At 69.6% G+C, this 22,352-nt stretch carries 18 protein-coding genes; 11 read left to right on the plus strand and 7 right to left on the minus strand.

The window, feature by feature from the left end:
* Position 1: 1 nt before the first annotated feature.
* The 3 genes from AB0C46_RS38825 to AB0C46_RS38835 form a co-directional block, all read right to left on the minus strand.
* On the minus strand, positions 2-1,333 hold the full coding sequence (locus AB0C46_RS38825) for an SUKH-4 family immunity protein (protein WP_362833831.1): 1,332 nt from the start codon (positions 1,331-1,333) through the stop codon (positions 2-4).
* Positions 1,330-3,465, minus strand: coding sequence for an ATP-binding protein (locus AB0C46_RS38830; RefSeq protein WP_362833832.1), 2,136 nt, complete (start codon positions 3,463-3,465; stop codon positions 1,330-1,332). The genes AB0C46_RS38825 and AB0C46_RS38830 overlap by 4 nt, the downstream gene beginning before the upstream one ends.
* A 385-nt stretch (positions 3,466-3,850) precedes the next feature.
* The gene (locus AB0C46_RS38835) at positions 3,851-4,258 is read right to left on the minus strand and encodes a hypothetical protein (RefSeq protein ID WP_362833833.1); all 408 of its coding nucleotides are present in this window, start codon (positions 4,256-4,258) and stop codon (positions 3,851-3,853) included.
* Between the two features lie 236 nt (positions 4,259-4,494).
* Here AB0C46_RS38835 and AB0C46_RS38840 point away from each other — a divergent pair, with 236 nt between their 5' ends.
* Both AB0C46_RS38840 and AB0C46_RS38845 read left to right on the plus strand, forming a co-directional pair.
* Positions 4,495-4,806 (plus strand): hypothetical protein, encoded by a 312-nt coding sequence (locus tag AB0C46_RS38840; RefSeq protein ID WP_362833834.1) that lies wholly within the window; start codon positions 4,495-4,497, stop codon positions 4,804-4,806.
* Positions 4,803-5,555, plus strand: coding sequence for a WXG100 family type VII secretion target (locus AB0C46_RS38845; protein WP_362833835.1), 753 nt, complete (start codon positions 4,803-4,805; stop codon positions 5,553-5,555). Before AB0C46_RS38840 ends, AB0C46_RS38845 begins: the two co-directional genes overlap by 4 nt.
* A gap of 114 nt (positions 5,556-5,669) precedes the next feature.
* Here the strand turns inward: AB0C46_RS38845 and eccCa are convergent, their stop codons facing one another.
* On the minus strand, positions 5,670-9,626 hold the full coding sequence (eccCa, locus tag AB0C46_RS38850; RefSeq protein WP_362833836.1) for a type VII secretion protein EccCa: 3,957 nt from the start codon (positions 9,624-9,626) through the stop codon (positions 5,670-5,672).
* A 254-nt stretch (positions 9,627-9,880) separates the two neighbouring features.
* On the opposite strand from eccCa, the gene eccD reads away from it, so the two are divergent.
* From eccD to AB0C46_RS38880, 6 genes are all read left to right on the plus strand, one after another.
* Positions 9,881-11,344, plus strand: a complete 1,464-nt coding sequence (eccD, locus tag AB0C46_RS38855) for a type VII secretion integral membrane protein EccD (protein WP_362833837.1) — start codon at positions 9,881-9,883, stop codon at positions 11,342-11,344.
* A gap of 155 nt (positions 11,345-11,499) precedes the next feature.
* Positions 11,500-11,787: a 30S ribosomal protein S15 gene (gene rpsO / locus AB0C46_RS38860; RefSeq protein ID WP_006602744.1), complete on the plus strand. Its 288-nt coding sequence runs from the start codon at positions 11,500-11,502 to the stop codon at positions 11,785-11,787.
* 296 nt (positions 11,788-12,083) lie between these two features.
* Positions 12,084-14,303 carry a polyribonucleotide nucleotidyltransferase gene (locus AB0C46_RS38865; protein WP_362833838.1) on the plus strand — a complete coding sequence of 740 codons (2,220 nt, stop codon included), beginning with the start codon at positions 12,084-12,086 and terminating at the stop codon, positions 14,301-14,303.
* Positions 14,300-15,679, plus strand: a complete 1,380-nt coding sequence (locus tag AB0C46_RS38870) for a pitrilysin family protein (protein ID WP_362833839.1) — start codon at positions 14,300-14,302, stop codon at positions 15,677-15,679. Before AB0C46_RS38865 ends, AB0C46_RS38870 begins: the two co-directional genes overlap by 4 nt.
* Before the next feature lie 38 nt (positions 15,680-15,717).
* Complete coding sequence (gene dapB, locus AB0C46_RS38875) at positions 15,718-16,470, plus strand: 4-hydroxy-tetrahydrodipicolinate reductase (protein WP_362833840.1); 753 nt, start codon at positions 15,718-15,720, stop codon at positions 16,468-16,470.
* Between the two features lie 5 nt (positions 16,471-16,475).
* On the plus strand, positions 16,476-16,931 hold the full coding sequence (locus AB0C46_RS38880; protein WP_362833841.1) for a hypothetical protein: 456 nt from the start codon (positions 16,476-16,478) through the stop codon (positions 16,929-16,931).
* 91 nt (positions 16,932-17,022) lie between these two features.
* On the opposite strand, the gene AB0C46_RS38885 is transcribed toward AB0C46_RS38880, so the two are convergent.
* Together AB0C46_RS38885 and AB0C46_RS38890 are read right to left on the minus strand one after the other, a co-directional pair.
* Positions 17,023-17,580: a hypothetical protein gene (locus AB0C46_RS38885; protein WP_362833842.1), complete on the minus strand. Its 558-nt coding sequence runs from the start codon at positions 17,578-17,580 to the stop codon at positions 17,023-17,025.
* A gap of 101 nt (positions 17,581-17,681) precedes the next feature.
* Positions 17,682-17,918, minus strand: a complete 237-nt coding sequence (locus AB0C46_RS38890) for a hypothetical protein (RefSeq protein ID WP_362833843.1) — start codon at positions 17,916-17,918, stop codon at positions 17,682-17,684.
* A 232-nt stretch (positions 17,919-18,150) separates the two neighbouring features.
* Between AB0C46_RS38890 and thyX the strand changes: the two genes are divergently transcribed.
* The 3 genes from thyX (at position 18,151) to AB0C46_RS38905 (ending at position 21,806) form a co-directional block, all read left to right on the plus strand.
* On the plus strand, positions 18,151-18,909 hold the full coding sequence (thyX, locus tag AB0C46_RS38895; protein WP_362833844.1) for an FAD-dependent thymidylate synthase: 759 nt from the start codon (positions 18,151-18,153) through the stop codon (positions 18,907-18,909).
* Between the two features lie 197 nt (positions 18,910-19,106).
* Positions 19,107-20,006: a 4-hydroxy-tetrahydrodipicolinate synthase gene (gene dapA / locus AB0C46_RS38900; RefSeq protein ID WP_362833845.1), complete on the plus strand. Its 900-nt coding sequence runs from the start codon at positions 19,107-19,109 to the stop codon at positions 20,004-20,006.
* 114 nt (positions 20,007-20,120) lie between these two features.
* On the plus strand, positions 20,121-21,806 hold the full coding sequence (locus AB0C46_RS38905; RefSeq protein ID WP_362833846.1) for a ribonuclease J: 1,686 nt from the start codon (positions 20,121-20,123) through the stop codon (positions 21,804-21,806).
* Positions 21,807-21,982: 176 nt separating this feature from the next.
* Here AB0C46_RS38905 and AB0C46_RS38910 read toward each other — a convergent pair.
* Positions 21,983-22,352, minus strand: a 370-nt coding sequence (locus AB0C46_RS38910) for a hypothetical protein (RefSeq protein ID WP_362833847.1), incomplete at its 5' end; no start/stop codon positions are given.

Consider the following 22,352-nt stretch of genomic DNA (forward strand, 5'->3'; position numbering starts at 1 on the left):
CTCAGAACAACCCGTGCCACATCTGCTCGATGACCAGCGACCACCAGTTGCTGTCGTCGTCCAGGGCCCAGGAGTCGATCGCCGCGATCTGCTCCTGGAAGGTGGCGACCGCCGACCCCGCCGCGTACGGGTCCATGCCCTGCATCTGCGAGCGCGTGGTGACCAGCAGGGCGAGCGAGCGGAGGTATGCGGACAGGGTGCGGTTGACGAACCGGCCGCCGCCCGACGACGGCTGGACCGCCCAGACGGTGCCGACCAGGTTCTGGTTCTCCTCCGCTGCGGTGCACTGGACGGCGAGCGTGTAGAGGCCGTCGGTGCCGAACCGGACGTAGCCGGCGAGGGTGGCCAGGGTCTGCTCCTGGGCCTGGGTGCCGGTTTCCCGCAGGTAGGTCGCCACGTCCGGGAACAGCCCGCCGGCGGGCGGGGAGTCCGGCCGGTCGGCGGTGAAGAAGAACGGCACCTGAGCCGGCAGACCGGCCCAGATCAGGGTGTTCTTCGTGGCCTCGGGCAGCTGGCCGGTGGCGAGATCATCGGCGTCCGGGCGGGTGACGCCCTGCGGCCCGAAGACCTCCACCAGGTGCTTGCCGAGTGCCACGTCCCGCATCTGCGGTGCGGCCTCGACCCGCTGCGGCACCGGCAGCCGATGCGGTCGCGGCGGGGCCTGCTGGCCCGCCAGCTGGTGCATCATCTCGACGTGCCGCAGCAGTCCGGCGATGCCTTCGGCGCGCTCCTCGGGCCGCATGCCATAGCCCTCGGTGCAGGAGAACGTGGCGTTCGGGAAGGTGCGGAGAATGAAGTCGCCGGGGTAGCCGCCGGGCAGCTGCGCCGACCGCAGATCGGTGTGGAGCGCGCGGACGGCCGTGGGGTGCACGCCCAGCCGCTGCAGCTCCTCGTAGAGCTGGTACTCGGCGGGCGGCCGGCCGGGCGCCGAGACACGGGCGAGGCTGGTCTCCTCGCCGGTCGACGGGTCGGGGTAGGTCGCGACGGCGGTGTTGCCGGGGCCGGTGACCGGCGGCGCGGCGGGTGCCGCCGGAGCCGCGCCGGCCCCGGCACCGTGCTTCTGCTGATACATCCGTACGACCTCGTCGACCGGCACGGACGGCCACACCGTCAGCTCGCCGGACGCCCGGTCGACGACCCCGCAGGCGGCGCCGACCTCGGCGGGCGGGCGCCGCCGCCCTGTCTCCGGGTCGACCTCCGGGGGCGGCGGTACGGCCCACACCACCCAGCCGAGGTCGAACTCCTGCATGGCCACCTCACGCGGGGGACCCTGGTGCCCCTCGGGGTTGAGCCAGCGGGCGGCGGTGGCGTGTGCCTGCGCCTGGTTGATCACGAGTGGTCTCCTTCGAGGCCGTCGGAAGCATCGGAGTCGGCGGCGCCGGTGCGCTGGGCCGGCACGGTGGGTGTGACCGGGGGAGCCGCGGCGAGAATCTGCCGGGCGGTCACCCCGCGTTCCGTGGCGACGACAAGCACCCCTTCGGGCGAGAGATCGGCGCCGGTGAACGGGGTGTCCGAGAGCAGCGCGGCCACCACCTCCTGGCCCGCGCGGGCCCAGACCCGCAGATAGTCGGCGCCCCGGCTGAGCCCGAAGGGCGCCGCCGCCTTCGCCTCCTCGGAGGGCAGCCGCACCTGCGCCGGGTCGGCGTCGACATATCCGGGCCGCAGCAGATCATGGAGGAGCAGCGCCGAGCCGCCGCCCGCGGAAGTATCGCCGTCCGGGCCGGGCACCGTACGGGAGCCGGGGGTGCCCTCGGGGACGACGAAGGCGGCAACGGGACGGGGAGCGGCCGTGCCGGATGGCGGCACGGCTCCTTCCCCGGCGCCGTCCGCGCCCGGGGTGGTCTCCGCGGGCGCGCCGTCCCCGTCCACCTGGGCCAGAGAACCGGTGGTCACGGCGCGGACGCCGGCCAGCGGCACGCTCCACAATGTGCGCCACGGCAGGGTGAAGTCGAGGGTGTGCAGCGCCTCCGCGTACGGTGCCAGCCCGTCCTCGACGAATGCGGATTCCAGCAACGCCGCCCGCATGCCGGCCGGAGCCTGGGAGCGGGTCAGCAGCGGAGCGGTGCGCAGGTACGTACGGGCCGGGGCACCCAGCTGTTCGAGCGGTACGGCCTCGATGGCGGCCCGCATCGTCACCGGGTCGGCGTGGGCGAACAGGCCGGGGTCGGTGAGGAGTTGGGGGAGCAGACCGGCGTCGAGGGTGTGTGCGGCGAGGTGGTCGCGGAGGTACGGATCGGCCTTGGACCAGTTCTGCTGCGGTACCGCTTCCAGCAGCGTCATGGCGATCCTGGTCTGGGCGTCGCGGACGTCCGGCAGCCCGGCGCGGATCTCCTCGGCGATCCCCGGGTGCTGCAGGCGCAGCAGCGTACGGCCGCCGTCGGCCCCGGCCCCGCCCCCGGCCGCGTCGTCGTCCGCGTCCTCGGCCTGCTCGACCGGCTGGATGAACGGCGCGGCCAGCAGCATGCCGTCGGCGAGGTCCTGACTCATGTCCCGTCCGGCCACGGCATCCGCCAGCGCACCCCACAGCTGGACGGGCAGCCCCTCGCCCTCGGCGAACGCGAGCGGTGCCAGCAGCAGCCGCAGGGTCTGCGGATCCGCGCCCAGCCGGCGCGCATGCAGATCGAGGGCCTCACCGACGCTGCCGGGCAGCAGGGACCCGTCCGCAGGATCGAAGCCCTCGGGCTGCATGAGCAGCGACTGCACGGCGAGCTGGACGGTCAGCCGATTGCCGTCCGCGCGCCCGGCGAGGGCCTCGGCGAGCGACTGGCGCACGGCCGGGTCGGTGGTGAAGGGGAGTTCCGGGGCTCCGGCGTCGGGGTCGAGCGCGGTCGCGGCGTGCAGCACCAGACCCTTGGGGTCGGCCCACTCGGGCGCATCGAGATCGATGAGCTGCAGCTGGCCGGGCGGCAGCGCCCCGGCCAGCTCCGCGGTCAGTTCGCGCGGCACATCGGCGAGCAGCTGCACCGTTTCGGTGGCGGCGAGCGGCTTGAGCACGTCCCGTACGAGACGAGCCGGCTCGTTCGCGGCACGTACCGGGCCGGCCCGGTCGACATCCGGCACCACAATCGTCACCGGCTCTTCACGAGCGGCGAGTTCGGGGAAGATGTCGTCGCTGCGGTCCGCGCTCAGCCCGAAATGATCGGCGAGGAGCCACAGCAGCTGAGCCGCGGTGCGCCCCGAGGGGTTCGGCACGGCGGGCGCCGGGAGGTCCGGGGGCACGGTCGCCGGGTCCAGGTCGTCCAGCGGCAGCTGCTTGCGGTAGCCGGGGTCGCACATCATCAGGAAGCCCTTGACCAGGCGCGAGCGCCCGCTGCCCGGGTTTCCGGTGAGCACGATGACGCGCGGGGCACCGGGCCACCGCATCCGCCAGGCCGCGAGCGCGCGGAGCGCCGCGGTGCGGCCGCCGACGTATGGATGAGGTGCATATCCGGCCGTTACGGCGTTTCCTTCGTCTGAGGCGCTCATGGCTTCCTCGTCCCCCATCAATCCCGCCTCCACCTTTGTGGATTCCTGCCTGTACCGGCCCGATCCTATGATCCGGAACGCGCGCACGGCACGGTGCGGGGGTGGCTGTGCCGGAACTGGAACACGCAGGCCGGGACCTTGCCGGACGACTGTGCCAAGTGACTCGCGAGACGCGCGTTAAGTGAGTTGTCCCTGGGATGCGGTGTGGAGAAAACGGGAATGCCCTGTGCCGAAAGGAAGCAGATCTGCCCGATGAATCCGGCGGCCGATCTGCTTCCTTCCCTATCGCCTCTATGGACTCTTTGAACTGATTTCGGCGGCCGAAAGGAACGGACCCTCGCCGCACCCCGGGCCGGCACCGCGCACCGCCCGCGTGGTGACCGGGTCAGCCCCGGTGCCCGCCGCCCCGGCCGCCGCGCCGCGGAGTGCTCACGATGGTGTTCGCCGGGCCGTCGCGCTCGGCGCGCTCCGCGTCCTCCTTGGCGTCCTGCTCCTTCTGCCAGGCGGCGAACTTCTCGCGCGACTCCTCGCGCTCCGCCATGGTCTGGTTCTCCGCGGCCCGCCGGATCTCGTGCATCCGGTCGCCCAGCGCGTCCATGTACCCCGGCGTCTGGATCGCGTCCTTCATGCCGATACGGCCGGCGAGCACCTCCTTGGCCATCTCCTGGAGCTTGCCGCCGACATGGGGGTTCTCCGCCAGGACCTTCAGTGCCTTCCGCAGCCGGTGCGCCTGCTCCGGATCCTGGGCGACGTCCATCAGATCCTCGTCCTGGATCTGCCGCTCGTTGCTCATCTCTGCCCCCTTGAACGTGATGGCACAGCAACCGCATGTGCTGCACCGGCGTCCTGAAGTCTAATGACGGGTGTGAACAGGTCGTCAAGGCTGCGGTTGTCGGTATTGCCGCATATTGCTCCGTATGCATTCCGCAGTTCGCCGCCCGCCCGCTCCCGTGAGGGCTTCGGTCCTATTGCGGGTGTGCTAGACCTGAGGCGATGTTGGCAGGCAGCTGTCATTCAATTCGGGGAGAAATGATGTCCGACGAAGTCCGGCTCAGTACAGAGGAGTTGCACACGCTCGGTGCGACCTTCGAGATACGTGCGCAAGAACTGGGCCGGCAGCTGGCCGCATTCAGACGGCGGGCCGATGCCGGGGCCCTTCGGGACGGTTTCGGCAGTGATGAGGAGGCCCGGCCGTTCCGCGAGCTGTACGAGCAGGCCGAGCAGGCGCTCGTCCAGCTGCAGCAGCGGCTCGCCGAGGTCGGCGGGGGGATCAAGGAGACCGTCGCGAACACGCAGGCGGCCGAGGAAGAGCTGGTCGAGATGATGCGGAGCGTCAAGTGAGCGAGCGGCGCAACCCCGAAGCCCTGCACGAAGCGGCGGCCGGCTGGCGGGAGATGGGCAAGCACCTCGACGGACTCGTCCGCGATCTGGACCGGCACGTCGGCAGCGCCGCCGCAGCCAACTGGCACGGCCCGGCCGGTGAGGCCTTCGCGGGGGAGTGGCACCGCCTCAAGCGGTCCGTCGACGACTCCCTGCCGGCCTTCGAACTGGCCGCCGCCGACCTGGAGAACGCGGCCGCCGCACCCCCCGAGGACAAGGGCGGCGAGGAACACCACGAGGCGCCGCCGGTGAAGAACTCCGCCACCGCGCAGTCGTCGTCCGGCCCCGAGGTCGCCTACGGCTTCATGGCGCTCGGCCAGCTCGCCAACGGCCTCGGCGGCGCGTTCGGCAGGCGCGGCGGGGGCGGCGGCCAGTCGCGGGGGCCGGTCGTACGGCACACCTGGGACACCTCCACGGCCGCGCAGGGGCCCGACCCGTTCGGACCGGCGAAGGCGGGCGAGGCCAAGACGCGGGGCGGCGAGGGCATCGCCAAGGGCGTACGGACCCAGCCGGCCGTCGCCGGGCCGGCCCCCGGCGAGGAGCGGGCCCCGAAGGCCGAGCAGGAGAAGCAGGGCACGGCCGCCAAGCCCGCCGGCACCGCCACCGCCACCGCCGGCGACACCCCGGGCAAGGGCGCCCCGGCGTCCGGCGGCGAGACTCCCGCCGGCCAGCCCAGTCCCGACGTCACCCAGCACGGCGCGTTCGGCTGACCGCGGCCGGCCCGGCGGCCGGCACCGGCGCGGACGTATCGCGCACCGACGGAAAACGGCGGTGGGGCGCCCCTCCCAGGAGGGACGCCCCACCGCCGTTTCGTGCGTGGCCGGTCAGCGGCTGTTCGCCGGCAGCCAGCCCGTCTGGACCAGCTGCGCACCGCGCTTACGCGTGACGAACGTGGCCCGTCCGGGCGTCAGGCTCTGCCCCTTGATGTTGCCCATCAGCGGTCCCTCGGCCGGATCGGCGGAGAGGATCAGACCCTGCGCACCGAGCTCCTTGGTGCGCTGCATCACGGGCTCGAAGGACGACCGTCCGGCACCCGAGGAGCTGCGCGCGATGATCAGGCGCAGACCCAGGTCACGGGCGAACGGCAGATACTCCAGCAGCGGCTGCAGCGGGTTGCCGCTGCTGGTCGCCACCAGGTCGTAGTCGTCCACGATGACGAACGCGTCCGGCAGGTCGTACCAGCTGCGGTTGCGCAGCTGCTCCGGCGTGACGTCCGGGCCCGGCATCCGCCGGCCCAGCGAACCGGCCAGACCGCTGATGACCTCCTGCAACTGCGGCCCTGCGGCGCAGTACTTGTACAGGTGGCTCTCCGGGACCTCGCCGAGCAGTGCGCGACGGTAGTCGGAGACCACCATCAGCGCCTTGTCGGACGGGTACCGCTCGGCGATCTGCTTGGTCAGCAGGCGCAGCAGCGACGACTTGCCCGACTCGCTCTCGCCGTAGATGACCAGCAGCGGGTCGGTCTCGAAGTCGATGAACGCCGGCGACAGCGTGGTCTCGTCGACACCGATCGCGATGCCGTGGTCCGGGTAGTCGCTGCCCTTGGGCAGCTCGTTGACGTGCAGCAACGTGGGCAGCATCCGCACCGCGGGGGCGGGCTCGCCCTGCCAGTGCTCGCTGACCGTCGACACCAGGTTCGCGATGCCGTCGCTGAGCGTCTCCGGGTCGCTCATCCCGTCCAGCCGCGGCAGCGCCGCCAGGAAGTCGAGCTTCTCGGGGGACATACCGCGACCGGGCTTGCCCATCGGGACGTTCTCCGCGCGCTTGCGGTCGAACTCCGACTCCATCGGGTCACCCAGGCGCAGCTCCACGCGGTTGAGGAGCTGGTCGCGCAGTGCGGGCCGCACCTCGGTGTAGCGCGCACCGGCGATGATCAGGTGGACACCGAAACCGAGACCCCGGGCGGCGATGTCCAGGATCACCGGGTCCATCTGCTCGTAGTCGGTCTTGAACGTCGCCCAGCCGTCGATGACCAGGAAGACGTCGCCCCACTTCTGGTCGGGGAAGGCGCCCGAGGCCCGCCGCTGGCGGTAGGTCCCGATCGAGTCGATGTTGTTGGCCCGGAAGAACTCCTCACGCTCGTTGAGGATGCCGACGACCTCGGAGACCGTACGGCGCACCTTCTCCGCGTCCAGACGCGAGGCGACACCGCCGACGTGCGGCAGGCCCTCCATGGACAGCATGCCGCCGCCACCGAAGTCGAGGCAGTAGAACTGCACCTCGCCCGGGGTGTGGGTGAGCGCGAACGAGGCGATGGCGGACCGGATCAGCGTGGACTTACCGGACTGCGGACCACCCACGACCAGACCGTGACCGGCACCGGCGGAGAAGTCCAGGTACATCACGTCACGCCGCTGCTCGAACGGCTTGTCCACCAGCGCGACCGGCACCACGAGCTTGCCGAGCGCGGTGTACTCCGGCGCGTGCACACCCCGTTCGGGCGTGACCGCGAGCGTCGGCAGCAGCTGGTTGACCGTGGGCGGCTCGTCCAGTGGCGGCAGCCACACCTGGTGCGCCGGCGGGCCCTGACCCTGCATGCGCTGGACGATGACGTCGAGCACGGTGTCGGCGAGCGCGTCGTCCTGCTCCGGGGCGACCGGCTCGGCCGGAGTGGGGTCCTCGATGATCTGCTCGATGACCGGGGCCGCCGTGAACGGCACCGGCAGCCGCCGCGTCCGGCTGCCGCCGGCACCGCCGCCGGCACCGGGACCGCGGTAGGGGCCCGAGACGTACGCGGCCTTGAACTGGACCATCGTCTCGGTGTCGTACTTGAGGATGCCGGAACCCGGGACGTTCGGCAGGTGGTAGGCGTCCGGCACACCGATCGCGGTCCGCGACTCGGCCGCGGAGAACGTCCGCAGACCCAGCCGGTAGGACAGGAAGGTGTCCAGACCGCGCAGCTTGCCCTCTTCGAGACGCTGCGAGGCGAGCAGCATGTGCACACCCATCGAACGGCCGATACGGCCGATCTGGATGAACATGTCGATGAAGTCGGGCTTGGCGGTCAGCAGCTCGGAGAACTCGTCGAGCACCATCACCAGCGACGGCAGCGGCTCCAGGGGCGCACCCGCGGCACGTGCCTTCTCGTAGTCGGTGATGTTGGCGTAGTTGCCCGCGGAGCGCAGCAGCTCCTGACGGCGCTGGAGTTCACCGGTGATCGAGTCCCGCATACGGTCGATCAGGGTGACGTCCTCACCGAGGTTGGTGATGACGGCCGCGACGTGCGGCATCTCGGACATACCGGTGAAGGTGGCGCCACCCTTGAAGTCCGCGAGGATGAAGTTGAGGGTCTCCGAGGAGTGGGTCACCGCGAGCGCGAGCACCAGGGTGCGCAGCACCTCGGACTTACCGGAACCGGTCGCACCGACACACAGGCCGTGCGGGCCCATGCCCTCCTGGGAGGCCTCCTTGATGTCGAGCATGACGGGCTGGCCGTCCTTGTCGACACCGATCGGCACCCGCAGCCGCTCGTGCAGGGTCCGCGGCCGCCACGTACGCGACACATCGACGGAACCGGCGTCACCGAGGTTCAGCAGGTCGGTGAAGTCCAGGTTCGACAGCAGCGGTTCCTCACCGTCCGCGCCGGAACCCGCCCGCAGCGGGGCCAGCTGGCGCGCCAGCGACTCCGACTCGGGGATCGACAGGGTGTCGCAGACACCGTGGTAGACCGCGCCGCTGGCCGACTCCAGCACCAGCTTGCCCGGCTGGACCTGTACGGCCAGCCCGCCCCGGATCTCGTCCAGATCGCCCGGTACGACCTCCAGGATGGTGACGCCCTGCAGGCCCTCGGCCCCGGCGATCACCGAGTCCATCGGCACCTCGCCGCCGTCCAGCACGATCACCACATGCGGGGTGTCGGCCACCGGAGTGCCCTGCGGGTTGAACCGGCCACGGCCCTCCAGGTCGTCCGCGAGCAGCTCCTCGATCTCACCGAGGTCGCCGACGACCAGCCGGCGCGACCCGGCGCCGTCCGTGGACTTGTCCTGCACGTGCGGCAGCCACTTCGTCCACTCCCACTCCGCCTGCGCACCGGGCGCGGCGACGACCGCCACCATCAGGTCCTCGGGCGAGTGCAGGGTGCACAGCTGGGCGATGACGGCGCGGGAGGCGCCGTAGACCGTGTCCGGGTCACCGGAGACGGTCAGGTGGTAGAAGGCACGCAGCGAGACCGCCAGCGGCAGGTTGTCCAAGTGCCCGTGCTTGTCGAGGAACTCCTTCATCGCATGCGCGGTGAGCGGCTCCAGCTCGTCGACCGGAGCGGTCTCAGGGGCCCGCAGGGGAGTGGCCAGCTGCTGCGGCCCGAGCCCCAGCCGTACCTGTCCGAAGTCCGGATCGGACGACCGGCGCTCCCATACCCGTTTGCCCTCGGCCACGATGGACCACAACTGGCTCGGGTCGGGGTGGGTGTACAGCTGGGCGTCCTGCTGCTTACGCGCGGTGCGCCGTACCTCTTTTCGCTTCTGCGTAAGGTACTTGAGGTAATCCTGGCGCTCTTGGAGCATTTGCCCGGAAGGCCCTTGGCGGGCCTTGACGATCTGCACGATCGCCATTGCCAGAGTGGACGCCACCATAAAGCCGCCCATGATTTTCATGAACGGCTGATTGCCCATGAACAAGAATCCCGCCGAGGACGCCATGCCCATCATGGGCATAAGGGTCATCAGCATGTTCTCTGATTCACCCTCACGCGGAAGCTCCGGAGGTGCCTCGAGTGTCACCTCCTCCGAGGGGACTTCGGGTGGCAGCGCGCGGGGCGGGCGCTTGACGATGACAACGCTCACCGAGGCATCAGTCCTTCATGCATCTCGCAGTCTCGGACCGCCCCCGTTGGATTCGACGGTCCCCCGAGCCAAGTCCTTGGCTCGACGCAGGCGTTGATCCTACTGTTAAGCGTCAAGTCTCGGGGTGGGTGGGGCGGCCGCCGAATTGGACGGTACGCTGACGCCTCGCGAGCGTGCCACAGCCCCGTAGAGACGGCTCTATATATAGGGCGCGCGACGCGACAAAACGCCCAACGGATAGGGGGAACCGCCAGGTGAGCACGAGCACTGGCACCGGCTTTTGCCGGGTCACAGTCGCCGCGCCGGATGCACGGATCGACGTGGCTCTGCCGGAAGACGTCGCACTCGTGGACATTTATCCGGAGATTCTGCGGCTCTCCGGCCAGTCCCAGGCGGAGGGCGCCCCGACCGGCTATCACCTTGTACGCCGCGACGGCACGGTTCTTGATGCCGGGCAGTCGCTCGCGCAGCAGCAGATCCTCGACGGCGACCTCCTTCTTCTGAAGCCGTTCGCCGAGTCGCTGCCGCTCCCGGTCTTCGACGACGTCTCCGACGCCGTCGCCTCCGCGGTCAAGCGCAACCGCAGCCGCTGGAGCGACGACCTCATGCATGTCGTCGGCCTCACCGCCGGTGTGCTCCTGCTCGTCATGATGGCGTTCGCCCTCTGGTTCTCGAACCCCATTGACCGCGACATGCACCGCCTGCCCGGCATCATCGCCGGTGTCGTCGGCATCGTCCTGGTCGCGCTGGCCGGCGTCCGCGCCCGCGTCTACGACGACCACGGCTCCTCCATCGCGCTGGGCCTGGCGTCACTTCCGCATCTTCTGCTCGCCGGCTCCGGCATCTTCCCCGTGGAGGAGGGCGGCGGCCCCGGCCGGCTGCACCTCCTCGTCGGCTGTGTGACCGTACTGATCGCCTCCGCACTTCTGGTGGTCCTGCTGCCGCGCGGTGACGCACCCTTCGTCGCCGCCGCGTTCCTCTCCGCCATGGGCACCCTCGCGGTCTTCGCCGCGATCCTCACCGACGCCGGGCCCAGCGAGGTCGCCTCCGTCACCGCCGTCGTCGCCATCGCACTGGTCGCCTGGCTGCCCGGCCTCTCCGCCCGCTTCGCCCGGCTGCCCATCGGCTACAAGTCGCCCGACCAGATCGCCAAGGGCTCCTTCGAAAGCGGCGGCGAGACCGAGTCCGTCGACTTCGTCAAGATCGGCAACCAGGCCAAGCGCGGGCACGAGCTGCTGCTCGGCCTCGTCGCCGGCTGCGCCGCCCTGGTCGTCGGCTCGGCCGGTGTGGTCCTCGGCTTCTCCGACAACATGTGGGCGCAGCTGCTGGCGCTGGCCGCGGGCATCACGATCATGCTGCGCGCCCGGCTCTTCGACTACACCGCGCAGGTCGCCTGCCTGACCATCGCGGGCATCCTCACGATCGTCCTGCTGATCCTGGGCATCGCGCTGAACCCGCCGACGGAGATCTTCGTCGAGCTGGCGCGCTTCCAGGACTCCGGTCCGCTGAACATCCGTACCGTCTGGTTCTCCAGCAGCATCGCGGCGGGCGCCGCCCTCCTGGTGGGCGTCGGCCTGGTCGTCCCGCGGAAGGGTGTCACCCCCTTCTGGGGCCGGATCTTCGACCTCTTCGACGGCCTGGTCCTGCTGTCCCTGGTGCCGCTGTGCCTGGCGGTCCTGGACGTGTACGCCACGGTGCGCGGCCTCACCGCCAGCTAGCGCCCCGCTCACCGGCCTTTCCGCGGCCCCCCGACCAGCCGGTCGGGGGGCCGTTGTCAGCTGGTACGCTGTGTGACGGTCCGGTCGAGTCATCCAAGATTCCCTGTGAAGTAAATCCAGGGACGCTCACGGGCCGAAACCAAGAGGAGTACCGCGTGTCGCTCGACGCCGCTACCAAGAAGCAGATCATGGCCGAGTTCGCCACCAAGGAGGGTGACACCGGTTCCCCCGAGGTTCAGGTCGCGATGCTCTCCCGTCGTATCTCGGACCTGACCGAGCACCTCAAGACCCACAAGCACGACCACCACTCCCGCCGTGGTCTGCTGCTGCTCGTCGGCCAGCGCCGCCGCCTGCTGCAGTACCTGGCGAAGAAGGACATCACGCGCTTCCGTGCGCTGGTCGAGCGCCTGGGCATCCGCCGCGGCGCGGCGGGCGCCAAGTAAGACGCCGTAGAGGGAGCGGTTCCCACCGGGGGCCGCTCCCTTTGCCGTACGCACCGGACATCCGCCCCGCCGCGAGGTGGACGGAACCTTTGTAGTCTGGTGCCATATCGCAAAAGCGAACGCGGTAGGAGCGCCACCTGGCCGCCGGTCCTCGGTAGTGGCCCCCGGATGATCCATGGAGACACTCCATGTGCCTCACTCCGGGTGCTTCGATCGAAGACCGGCCCGTACCGGCGCTCCACCGAAGACGGTCCCCTGCCACACGGGCAGCGGACACATACGAGGAGATATCCCTGGTGGAGAACGAGACCCACTACGCCGAAGCCGTGATCGACAACGGTTCCTTCGGCACCCGCACCATCCGCTTCGAGACGGGCCGCCTGGCCAAGCAGGCCGCCGGTTCCGCCGTGGCGTACCTGGACGACGACACCATGGTGCTGTCGGCCACCTCCGCTTCCAAGACTCCGAAGGACCAGCTGGACTTCTTCCCGCTGACCGTCGACGTCGAGGAGCGGATGTACGCAGCCGGGAAGATCCCCGGTTCCTTCTTCCGCCGTGAGGGCCGCCCCTCCGAGGACGCGATCCTCACCTGCCGCCTGATCGACCGGCCGCTGCGCCCCTCCTTCAAGAAGGGCCTGCGCAACGAGATCCAGATCGTCGAGACGATCATGGCGCTCAACCCCGACCACCTCTACGACGTGGTCGCCATCAATGCCGCCTCCTGCTCCACGCAGCTCGCCGGCCTGCCCTTCTCCGGCCCGGTCGGCGGCACCCGTGTCGCCCTGATCAACGGCCAGTGGGTGGCGTTCCCGACCCACACCGAGCTTGAGGACGCCGTCTTCGACATGGTCGTGGCCGGCCGCGTCCTCCCGGACGGCGACGTCGCGATCATGATGGTCGAGGCCGAGGCCACCGAGAAGACCATCCAGCTGGTCAAGGACGGCGCCGAAGCCCCGACCGAAGAGGTCGTCGCCGCCGGTCTGGAAGCCGCCAAGCCCTTCATCAAGGTGCTGTGCAAGGCCCAGTCGGACCTCGCCGCCAAGGCCGCCAAGCCCATCGGTGAGTTCCCGGTCTTCCTCGACTACCAGGACGACGTCCTGGAGGCGCTCACCGCCGCGGTCAAGGACGAGCTCTCCCAGGCGCTGACCATCGCCGGCAAGCAGGAGCGCGAGACCGAGCTGGACCGCATCAAGGCCGTCGCCGCCGAGAAGCTGCTCCCGCAGTTCGAGGGCCGCGAGAAGGAAATCTCCGCCGCTTACCGTTCGCTGACCAAGAACCTGGTCCGTGAGCGCGTGATCAAGGAGAAGAAGCGCATCGACGGCCGCGGCGTCACGGACATCCGTACGCTCGCCGCCGAGGTCGAGGCCATCCCGCGGGTGCACGGTTCCGCCCTGTTCGAGCGTGGCGAGACCCAGATCCTGGGCGTCACCACCCTCAACATGCTCCGCATGGAGCAGCAGCTGGACACCCTCTCCCCGGTGACCCGCAAGCGCTACATGCACAACTACAACTTCCCGCCGTACTCCGTCGGTGAGACCGGCCGCGTGGGTGCGCCCAAGCGCCGCGAGATCGGCCACGGTGCGCTCGCCGAGCGCGCCATCGTGCCGGTGCTGCCGACCCGCGAGGAGTTCCCCTACGCGATCCGTCAGGTGTCCGAGGCGCTGGGCTCCAACGGCTCGACGTCCATGGGCTCGGTCTGCGCCTCGACCATGTCGCTGCTGAACGCCGGTGTGCCCCTCAAGGCCCCGGTCGCCGGTATCGCCATGGGCCTGATCTCCCAGGAGATCGACGGTCAGACCCACTACGTCGCCCTCACCGACATCCTCGGTGCGGAGGACGCCTTCGGCGACATGGACTTCAAGGTCGCCGGCACCAAGCAGTTCGTGACCGCGCTGCAGCTCGACACCAAGCTCGACGGCATCCCCGCCTCGGTCCTGGCCGCCGCGCTGAAGCAGGCCCGTGACGCGCGTCTGCACATCCTGGACGTCATGAACGAGGCCATCGACGTTCCGGACGAGATGTCCCCGAACGCCCCGCGGATCATCACCGTCAAGATCCCGGTGGACAAGATCGGTGAGGTCATCGGCCCCAAGGGCAAGATGATCAACCAGATCCAGGAGGACACCGGCGCCGACATCACGATCGAGGACGACGGCACGATCTACATCGGTGCCGCCGACGGCCCGGCCGCCGAGGCCGCCCGCGCCACGATCAACGGCATCGCCAACCCGACCATGCCGGAGGTCGGCGAGCGCTACCTGGGCACGGTCGTCAAGACCACCACCTTCGGTGCGTTCGTCTCCCTGCTCCCGGGCAAGGACGGCCTGCTCCACATCTCGCAGATCCGCAAGCTCGCCGGTGGCAAGCGCGTGGAGAACGTCGAGGACGTGGTCGCGGTCGGCGCCAAGGTCCAGGTCGAGATCGCCGAGATCGACCAGCGCGGCAAGCTCTCCCTGATCCCCGTGATCGAGGAAGAGGACGCGGCCGCGGACACGAAGGACGACGCCGCCAAGTGACGTCTCGTACGCACGCGACGACGGCCCGCACCTCCACGGAGGGGCGGGCCGTCGCCCGTACCCAAACGCTTCTCAAGGGCACCGCGGGCGCCGGCACGGTCCGCCGGACCACCCTCCCCGGCGGGCTGCGCATCGTCACCGAGACGCTGCCGACGGTCCGCTCCGTCACCTTCGGGATCTGGGCGAACGTCGGCTCCCGCGACGAGACCCCGTCCCTGAACGGCGCCACCCACTACCTTGAGCACCTGCTCTTCAAGGGCACCGAGCGGCGCAGCGCGCTGGACATCTCCGCCGCCATCGACGCGGTCGGCGGCGAGATGAACGCCTTCACCGCGAAGGAGTACACCTGCTACTACGCGCGGGTGCTCGACACCGATCTGCCGCTCGCCATCGACGTGGTGTGCGACATGCTCACCGGCTCACTGGTCGAGGCCGAGGACGTGGACGCCGAGCGCGGCGTCATCCTCGAAGAGATCGCGATGACCGAGGACGACCCGGGCGACTGCGTGCACGACCTGTTCGCCCACACCATGCTCGGTGACACCCCGCTCGGCCGCCCGGTCCTGGGCACCGTCGACACCGTCAACGCCCTCACCCCCGAGCGCATCCGCCGCTTCTACAAGAAGCACTACGACCCCACGCACCTCGTCGTCACGGCCGCCGGCAACATCGACCACGCCAAGGTCGTCCGCCTGGTCCGCCGCGCCTTCGAGCAGGCCGGGGCCCTGGACCGGACGGACGCCACCCCGATGGCGCCGCGCTCCGGCGCCCGCGCCATCCGCACCGCCGGCCGCGTCGAACTGCTCAACCGCAAGACCGAGCAGGCCCATGTGATCCTCGGGATGCCGGGGATGTCGCGCAACGACGACCGGCGCTGGGCCATGGGCGTGCTGAACACCGCCCTGGGCGGCGGGATGAGCTCCCGCCTCTTCCAGGAGGTCCGCGAGAAGCGCGGCCTGGCCTACAGCGTGTACTCGTACACCTCGGGCTTCGCCGACTGCGGGCTGTTCGGCGTTTATGCCGGCTGCCGTCCGAGCCAGGTGCAGGACGTCCTCAAGATCTGCCGTGACGAACTCGACCAGGTGGCGTCCCACGGCCTCACCGACGACGAGATCCGCCGCGCGATCGGCCAGCTGCGCGGCTCGACCGTCCTCGGACTGGAGGACACCGGCGCGCTGATGCACCGCCTCGGCAAGAGTGAGCTGTGCTGGGGCGAGCAGATGTCGGTCGACGAGATGCTCGCCCGGATCGCGGCCGTCACCCCGGACGAGGTACGCGAGGTGGCCCGCGACGTCCTGGGCACCCGCCCCTCGCTGTCCGTCATCGGTCCCCTGAAGGACCGGCAGGCGGCCCGGCTGGACGACGTCGTCGCATAGGCCCCGCTGCGATACCACCAAGAGAGAGACGGGAAACGATGAGCAAGCTGCGCGTGGCCGTACTGGGAGCCCAGGGACGCATCGGCTCCGAGGCCGTACGGGCCATCGAGGCCGCCGAGGACATGGAGATGGTCGCCGGGCTCGGCCGGGGCGACAAGCTGGAGACGCTGGTCGAGGCCGGTGCCCAGGTCGTGGTCGAGCTGACCAACCCCGGCGCGGTGATGGGCAACCTCGACTTCTGTGTGCGGCACGGCATTCATGCGGTGGTCGGGACGACCGGGTGGACCGACGAGCGCCTCGCGCAGCTGCGCACCTCGCTCGCCGCCTCGCCCGGAGCGGGCGTGCTCATCGCCCCGAACTTCTCCATCGGTGCGGTGCTGACCATGCAGTTCGCCCAGCAGGCGGCCCGCTTCTTCGAGTCGGCCGAGGTCGTCGAGCTGCACCACCCGAAGAAGGCGGACGCCCCGTCCGGCACCGCCGCCCGCACCGCCCAGCTGATCGCCAAGGCCCGTGCGGAGGCCGGCTGCGCCCCGCAGCCGGACGCCACCAGCACCGCGCTGGACGGCGCCCGCGGCGCGGACGTGGACGGCGTCCCCGTGCACTCCGTACGGCTGCGCGGTCTGCTGGCCCACCAGGAGGTGCTCTTCGGCGGGGAGGGCGAGACCCTCACCATCCGCCATGACTCCCTCCACCACAGCAGCTTCATGCCGGGCATCCTGCTCGGTGTGCGCCGGGTGGTGAACACTCCGGGCCTGACCGTGGGCCTGGAAAACTTCCTCGACCTGGGCTGACGGGCATGGGCGGAAAGATCACGTACTTCTTCCTCGCCACCGTGCTGGTCCTGGTGTTCGGCGTGGTGGCGCTGGAGGGCGTACTCCTCCTGCTGACCGGTGAGCCGGCAGCCATGGGCATGGGAGCGGTGGCCTTCCTGCTGCCGTGCGTCGGCGGCTGGTTCCTCTGGCACAACACCCGCTTCGCACGCGACGCCCACCGGCTGGCCCAGGTACTGGAGGCCGAGGGCGGACTGCCCGCCGACGAGCTGCAGCGCACCCCCGGCGGCCGGATCGACCGGGACGCGGCCGACACGGTCTTCGCCCGCCGGCAGGCCGAGACGGAGGAAGCGCCCGGCGACTGGCGTACGTGGTTCCGGCTCGCGGTCGCCTACCACGACGCCCGGGACACCCCGCGCGCCCGTAAGGCGATGCAGCGCGCCATCGCCCTGCACGACAACAAGCCGGTACCGGCCGCCTAGGCCCGCCTAGTCCGTCCTACGGGGCAGGGGCCGGTCGGTTCCTGATCCGTAGGCTCGGCGGGCGCCAGGAGCGGGTGTGTGCCCCCGAGGCTCAGGCGCGGTACTCCGCCGCCCAGGCCTCCAGGACGTCCGCGGCCTGCTCGAAGGCCTCCGGGCGGGACAGAAAGTCGCCGTTGTGGTCCGTGAGCAGGCACCGCAACGGCTCGCCCTGGGTCCGCTCGACGATCAGGGCCTGGCCCTGCACCGTCCGCGGCAGCCCCAGCCAGCGCACCGGCTGCTGACGGGTGCGTACGGAGGCGATGGCGCTCCACGGCTCGGTCGCCGTGTGCAGCAGGTTCACCTGGCGCAGACCCTGCGAGCTGACCCACAGACCGATGCGCAGCAGCCGTACCGCGAGGGCGATCATCAGCGCCCCCACCACCGCACAGGCAGCGGCGCCGGGCAGCGAGCCGGCCATCGCGATGATCATCGCGGAGAGCAGTACGAACGAGGCGAGCAGCAAAAGCACTGCCGCCGCCCCTACCCGCCACGGTCCGGGGCGGTAGGGACGGCGCCAGTGGTCGGGCTCGTCGTGCGGGAGCGCGGCGGTATCCGCGGCACCGGTGTCGAGGTCGAGGTCGCGGTCGGCCGTCAGGAAGGGCAGGGGCACGGCTGATCCTCACTCATGGGCACGCTGACTGAAGCTGTGACCGGTGAGGTTATCGGGACCGGCGGAGCGGAACCACTTTGCGGCACGCCCCGCCCGCCCGTTCAGCGATGCGCTTCGGACTGATGCACCCGGCTCGCACCGGAACTGTCCTGCTGCAGGGCAGGAACGCCGAACAGCAGGGCGCCGGCCAGGCCACCCACGACTGTCAGCGTGATGAGAGACTGGCCGAGGAGCTGCGCGCGGGAAGCGCGCTGACGCGGCGGTGGAGTGACATTGCTGCGGAACCGGTCTGCCTCGGCAACGAAGGCGAACGGGACGGGCTCTCGCCGGCGGAACATGAGCGGGCTCTCCTAGGAACCTCGAGGTGGGCACTGTCACAGGGTTAGACGTCTGAGGCGTCCGGTTGGTGCCCGTTTTCAGGGACTTCTGTGAAAAATATCAACTGCCGCTCCACGGGCTGCTACAGAGCGTCCGTTTTGCGGCTAACGCGGCATCACGCCGCCTCTCCTGGACTGTCAGTGGCGGGTCGTAGGCTGGGCGCGCACGAGGAACGAATGGAAGGAACCGCCGGTGTCCCAGACCCCTGCCGAGAGCACTGAGAGCCCCGACAGTGCAGCCGTCAGCTTCCGGAGCGAGGTGACGGTCGAGCTGGTCAAGCACAGCGCCGCGGACAGCGATGTGCTGTGGGCGGCCCGTGTCTCCACGGCCGGCGAGCAGTCTCTTGAGGAGCTCCAGAAGGACCCGGAGCGCTCCAAGGGCTTGATCAACTACCTCATGCGGGACCGGCACGGCAGCCCCTTCGAGCACAACTCCATGACGTTCTTCATCAGCGCGCCGATCTTCGTCTTCCGCGAGTTCATGCGGCACCGCGTCGGCTGGTCGTACAACGAGGAATCCGGCCGCTACCGCCAGCTGGACCCGGTCTTCTACGTCCCCGGTGAGTCCCGCAAGCTCGTCCAGCAGGGCCGCCCCGGCAAGTACGAATTCGTCGACGGCACCCAGGAGCAGCACGAGCTCACCGGCCGCGTCATGGAGGACTCCTACCGCCGGGCCTACGAGGCGTATCAGGAGATGCTCGCCGCCGGCGTCGCCCGCGAGGTCGCCCGCGCGGTGCTCCCCGTCGGCCTGTTCTCCTCCATGTACGCGACCTGCAATGCCCGCTCCCTGATGCACTTCCTGGGCCTGCGTACGCAGCACGAGCAGGCGAAGGTGCCCTCCTTCCCGCAGCGGGAGATCGAGATGGTCGGCGAGCAGATGGAGGCCCACTGGGCCAAGCTCATGCCGCTCACGTACGGCGCATTCAATGCGAATGGCCGGATCGCTCCGTAAGGCCCAGGTTGGGGGCCGGATGCCGGAGCGCGCAGGACAGACGTGCGAAGTGTCCGGATTGCGGCATTTTGAGAAGTTCATCTACGCTGAACAGACGGACCCGGCACTGCTTGAACCCCCGAGCAGGCAGTGCCGGTGTCCACATCCCTGCTCCCCAGAGGCGCATCCCGCGGTGAGCTACGAGTAGCGTGGGACCCATGGCTCCGACTTCCACACCGCAGACCCCCTTCGGGCGGGTGCTGACCGCCATGGTCACGCCGTTCACGGCGGATGGCGCTCTCGATCTCGACGGCGCGCAGCGGCTCGCTGCCCATCTGGTGGACGCCGGCAATGACGGCCTCGTCGTCAACGGCACCACCGGAGAGTCCCCGACCACCAGCGATGCGGAAAAAGCGCAGCTGGTCCGCGCCGTGGTCGATGCGGTCGGCGATCGCGCCTTTGTCGTTGCCGGAGCCGGCACCAACGACACCCACCACAGCCTTGAGCTGGCCCGCGCCGCCCAGGACGCCGGCGCCCATGGTCTGCTCGCGGTGACCCCGTACTACAGCAAGCCCCCGCAGGAAGGCCTGCTCCGCCATTTCACGGCCATCGCGGACGCCACCGACCTGCCGGTGATGCTCTACGACATCCCGGGCCGCAGCGGTGTCCCGATCAACACCGAGACCATGGTCCGGCTCGCCGAGCACCCCCGGATCGTCGCCAACAAGGACGCCAAGGGCGACCTCGGCCGCGCCAGCTGGGCCATCGCCCGCTCCGGCCTGGCCTGGTACAGCGGCGACGACATGCTGAACCTCCCGCTGCTCTCGGTCGGCGCCGTCGGCTTCGTCTCCGTGGTCGGCCATATCGTGACCCCCGAGCTGCGCGCGCTCCTGGACGCCCATCTCAACGGCGATGTCACCAAGGCCACCGAGATCCACCAGAAGCTGCTGCCCGTCTTCACCGGCATGTTCCGGACCCAGGGCGTCATCACGACCAAGGCCGCCCTCGGCCTCCAGGGTCTGCCCGCCGGCCCGCTGCGGCTGCCGCTCGTGGAGCTCTCCCCCGAGGAGACCGAGCAGCTGACGCGCGATCTTGGCGCCGGCGGGGTACAGCTCTGATCACAGACTTCATAACTGAATACGGACCAACAATCGCCCTACAGCAAGTGCACGAATGTCATGCGCGCCACGTGCCCTCGACGGCAGCGTGGCGCGTGTGGTGAGGAGAGTCTTTTGAGTCATCCGCATCCTGAGCTCGGCGCTCCGCCGAAGCTTCCCAAGGGTGGCCTGCGCGTCACCCCCCTCGGCGGCCTGGGTGAAATCGGCCGCAACATGACGGTCTTCGAATACGGCGGCCGCCTGCTGATCGTCGACTGCGGAGTGCTCTTCCCCGAGGAGGAGCAGCCCGGAATCGACCTGATCCTTCCGGACTTCACGTCCATCAGGGACCGCCTCGACGACATCGACGGCATCGTGCTCACCCACGGCCACGAGGACCACATCGGTGGTGTCCCCTACCTCCTGCGCGAGAAGCCGGACATCCCCCTCATCGGCTCGAAGCTGACCCTCGCCCTCATTGAGGCCAAGCTTCAGGAGCACCGCATCCGCCCCTACACCCTCGAGGTGAAGGAAGGGCACACGGAGCGGATCGGCTCCTTCGACTGCGAGTTCGTCGCCGTCAACCACTCCATCCCGGACGCCCTGGCCGTCGCCATCCGCACCCCCGCGGGCATGGTTGTGCACACCGGCGACTTCAAGATGGACCAGCTCCCGCTGGACCGTCGTCTGACCGACCTCCCCGCCTTCGCGCGACTCGGTGAGGAAGGTATCGACCTTCTGCTCTCCGACTCCACGAACGCGGAGGTCCCGGGCTTCGTCCCGCCCGAGCGGGACATCTCCAACGTCCTGCGCACGGTGTTCGCCAATGCCCAGAAGCGCATCATCGTTGCCAGCTTCGCCAGCCATGTGCACCGCATCCAGCAGATCCTCGATGCGGCCCATGAGTACGGCCGCCGGGTCGCCTTCGTCGGCCGCTCGATGGTCCGCAACATGGGCATCGCCCGCGAGCTTGGCTATCTGAAGGTCCCCGCCGGCCTGGTCGTCGACGTCAAGGCGCTCGACGATCTCCCCGACGACGAGGTCGTGCTGGTCTGCACGGGCTCCCAGGGCGAGCCGATGGCCGCCCTCTCCCGGATGGCCAACCGCGATCACCAGATCAGGATCGTCCAGGGCGACACGGTGATCCTGGCCTCGTCCCTCATCCCGGGCAACGAGAACGCGGTCTACCGCGTGATCAACGGCCTCACCCGATGGGGCGCGGACGTGGTCCACAAGGGCAACGCCAAGGTCCATGTCTCGGGCCACGCCTCGGCCGGCGAGCTGCTGTACTTCTACAACATCTGCAAGCCGAAGAACCTCATGCCGGTGCACGGCGAATGGCGCCATCTGCGGGCCAACGCCGAGCTGGGCGCACTGACCGGCGTACCGAAGGACCGGATCGTCATCGCCGAGGACGGTGTGGTGGTCGACCTGGTCGGCGGCGTCGCCAAGATCGTCGGCAAGGTCCAGGCCGGCTATGTCTACGTCGACGGCCTCTCGGTCGGAGATGTCACCGAGGCCCACCTCAAGGACCGCCGCATCCTCGGCGATGAGGGCATCATCTCGGTCTATCTGGTCGTGGACACCACCACCGGCAAGATCGTCGGCGGTCCGGACATCCACGCCCGTGGCTCGGGCATCGCCGACGGCGCCTTCTCCGGTGTGGTCCCCAAGATCGACGAGGCCCTGGCCAAGTCGGCCCAGGACGGCATCACGGAGCCCCACCAGCTCCAGCAGCTGGTCCGCCGCACGGTCGGCAAGTGGGTGTCGGACAACTACCGCCGCCGCCCGATGATCCTCCCCGTGGTCATCGAGGTCTGACGCACAGAGTCGTACGAACGTACTCAAGTAGGAGCGGGGCGCCCGGATTTGCATCCAGGCGCCCCGCTCCAGTACGTTTACGGCTCCGCCTGAACGGGAACGCCGCACGCTCTGCGTCCGGAGCGCCTCGCGAAGCCGGGCGGAATTCCGACCCAGAGCAATCTGATAAAGTCGGATCAGCCGAAAGGCACTCCCTCCGACGGGAAATCGGAACGAATTCGAACCGGAAACGGAACGAAATCGGATCTGATAAAGTCGGAAAGGCCGGAAAGCGAAAGCGAAACGGCCGACCCGCTCCAACAGGGGGCCAGAGACGGAAACGGATCTGGTAAGGTTGGAAACGCGAAGAAGCCGAAAGGCGGAAACGCACCGGCGAAAATCGGGCCCGCAAGGATCTGATAGAGTCGGAAACGCAAGACCGAAGGGAAGCGCCCGGAGAGCCTGGTGAGACAGGCACAAAGGAAGCGTCCGTTCCTTGAGAACTCAACAGCGTGCCAAAAGTCAACGCCAGATATGTTGATACCCCGTCCACCGGAAACTTCCGGT

Origin of the sequence: Streptomyces sp. NPDC048637, from assembly GCF_040650675.1 — a bacterium.
In the GTDB taxonomy this organism is placed as follows: domain Bacteria; phylum Actinomycetota; class Actinomycetes; order Streptomycetales; family Streptomycetaceae; genus Streptomyces.

Excerpts from the sequence above, each read along its gene's own strand:
- AB0C46_RS38830 (WP_362833832.1), bottom strand. The coding sequence starts at position 3,465 with ATGAGCGCCTCAGACGAAGGAAACGCCGTAACGGCCGGATATGCACCT.
- AB0C46_RS38835 (WP_362833833.1), bottom strand. The coding sequence starts at position 4,258 with ATGAGCAACGAGCGGCAGATCCAGGACGAGGATCTGATGGACGTCGCC.
- AB0C46_RS38840 (WP_362833834.1), top strand. The coding sequence starts at position 4,495 with ATGATGTCCGACGAAGTCCGGCTCAGTACAGAGGAGTTGCACACGCTC.
- dapB (WP_362833840.1), top strand. The coding sequence starts at position 15,718 with ATGAGCAAGCTGCGCGTGGCCGTACTGGGAGCCCAGGGACGCATCGGC.
- AB0C46_RS38880 (WP_362833841.1), top strand. The coding sequence starts at position 16,476 with ATGGGCGGAAAGATCACGTACTTCTTCCTCGCCACCGTGCTGGTCCTG.
- AB0C46_RS38890 (WP_362833843.1), bottom strand. The coding sequence starts at position 17,918 with ATGTTCCGCCGGCGAGAGCCCGTCCCGTTCGCCTTCGTTGCCGAGGCA.
- dapA (WP_362833845.1), top strand. The coding sequence starts at position 19,107 with ATGGCTCCGACTTCCACACCGCAGACCCCCTTCGGGCGGGTGCTGACC.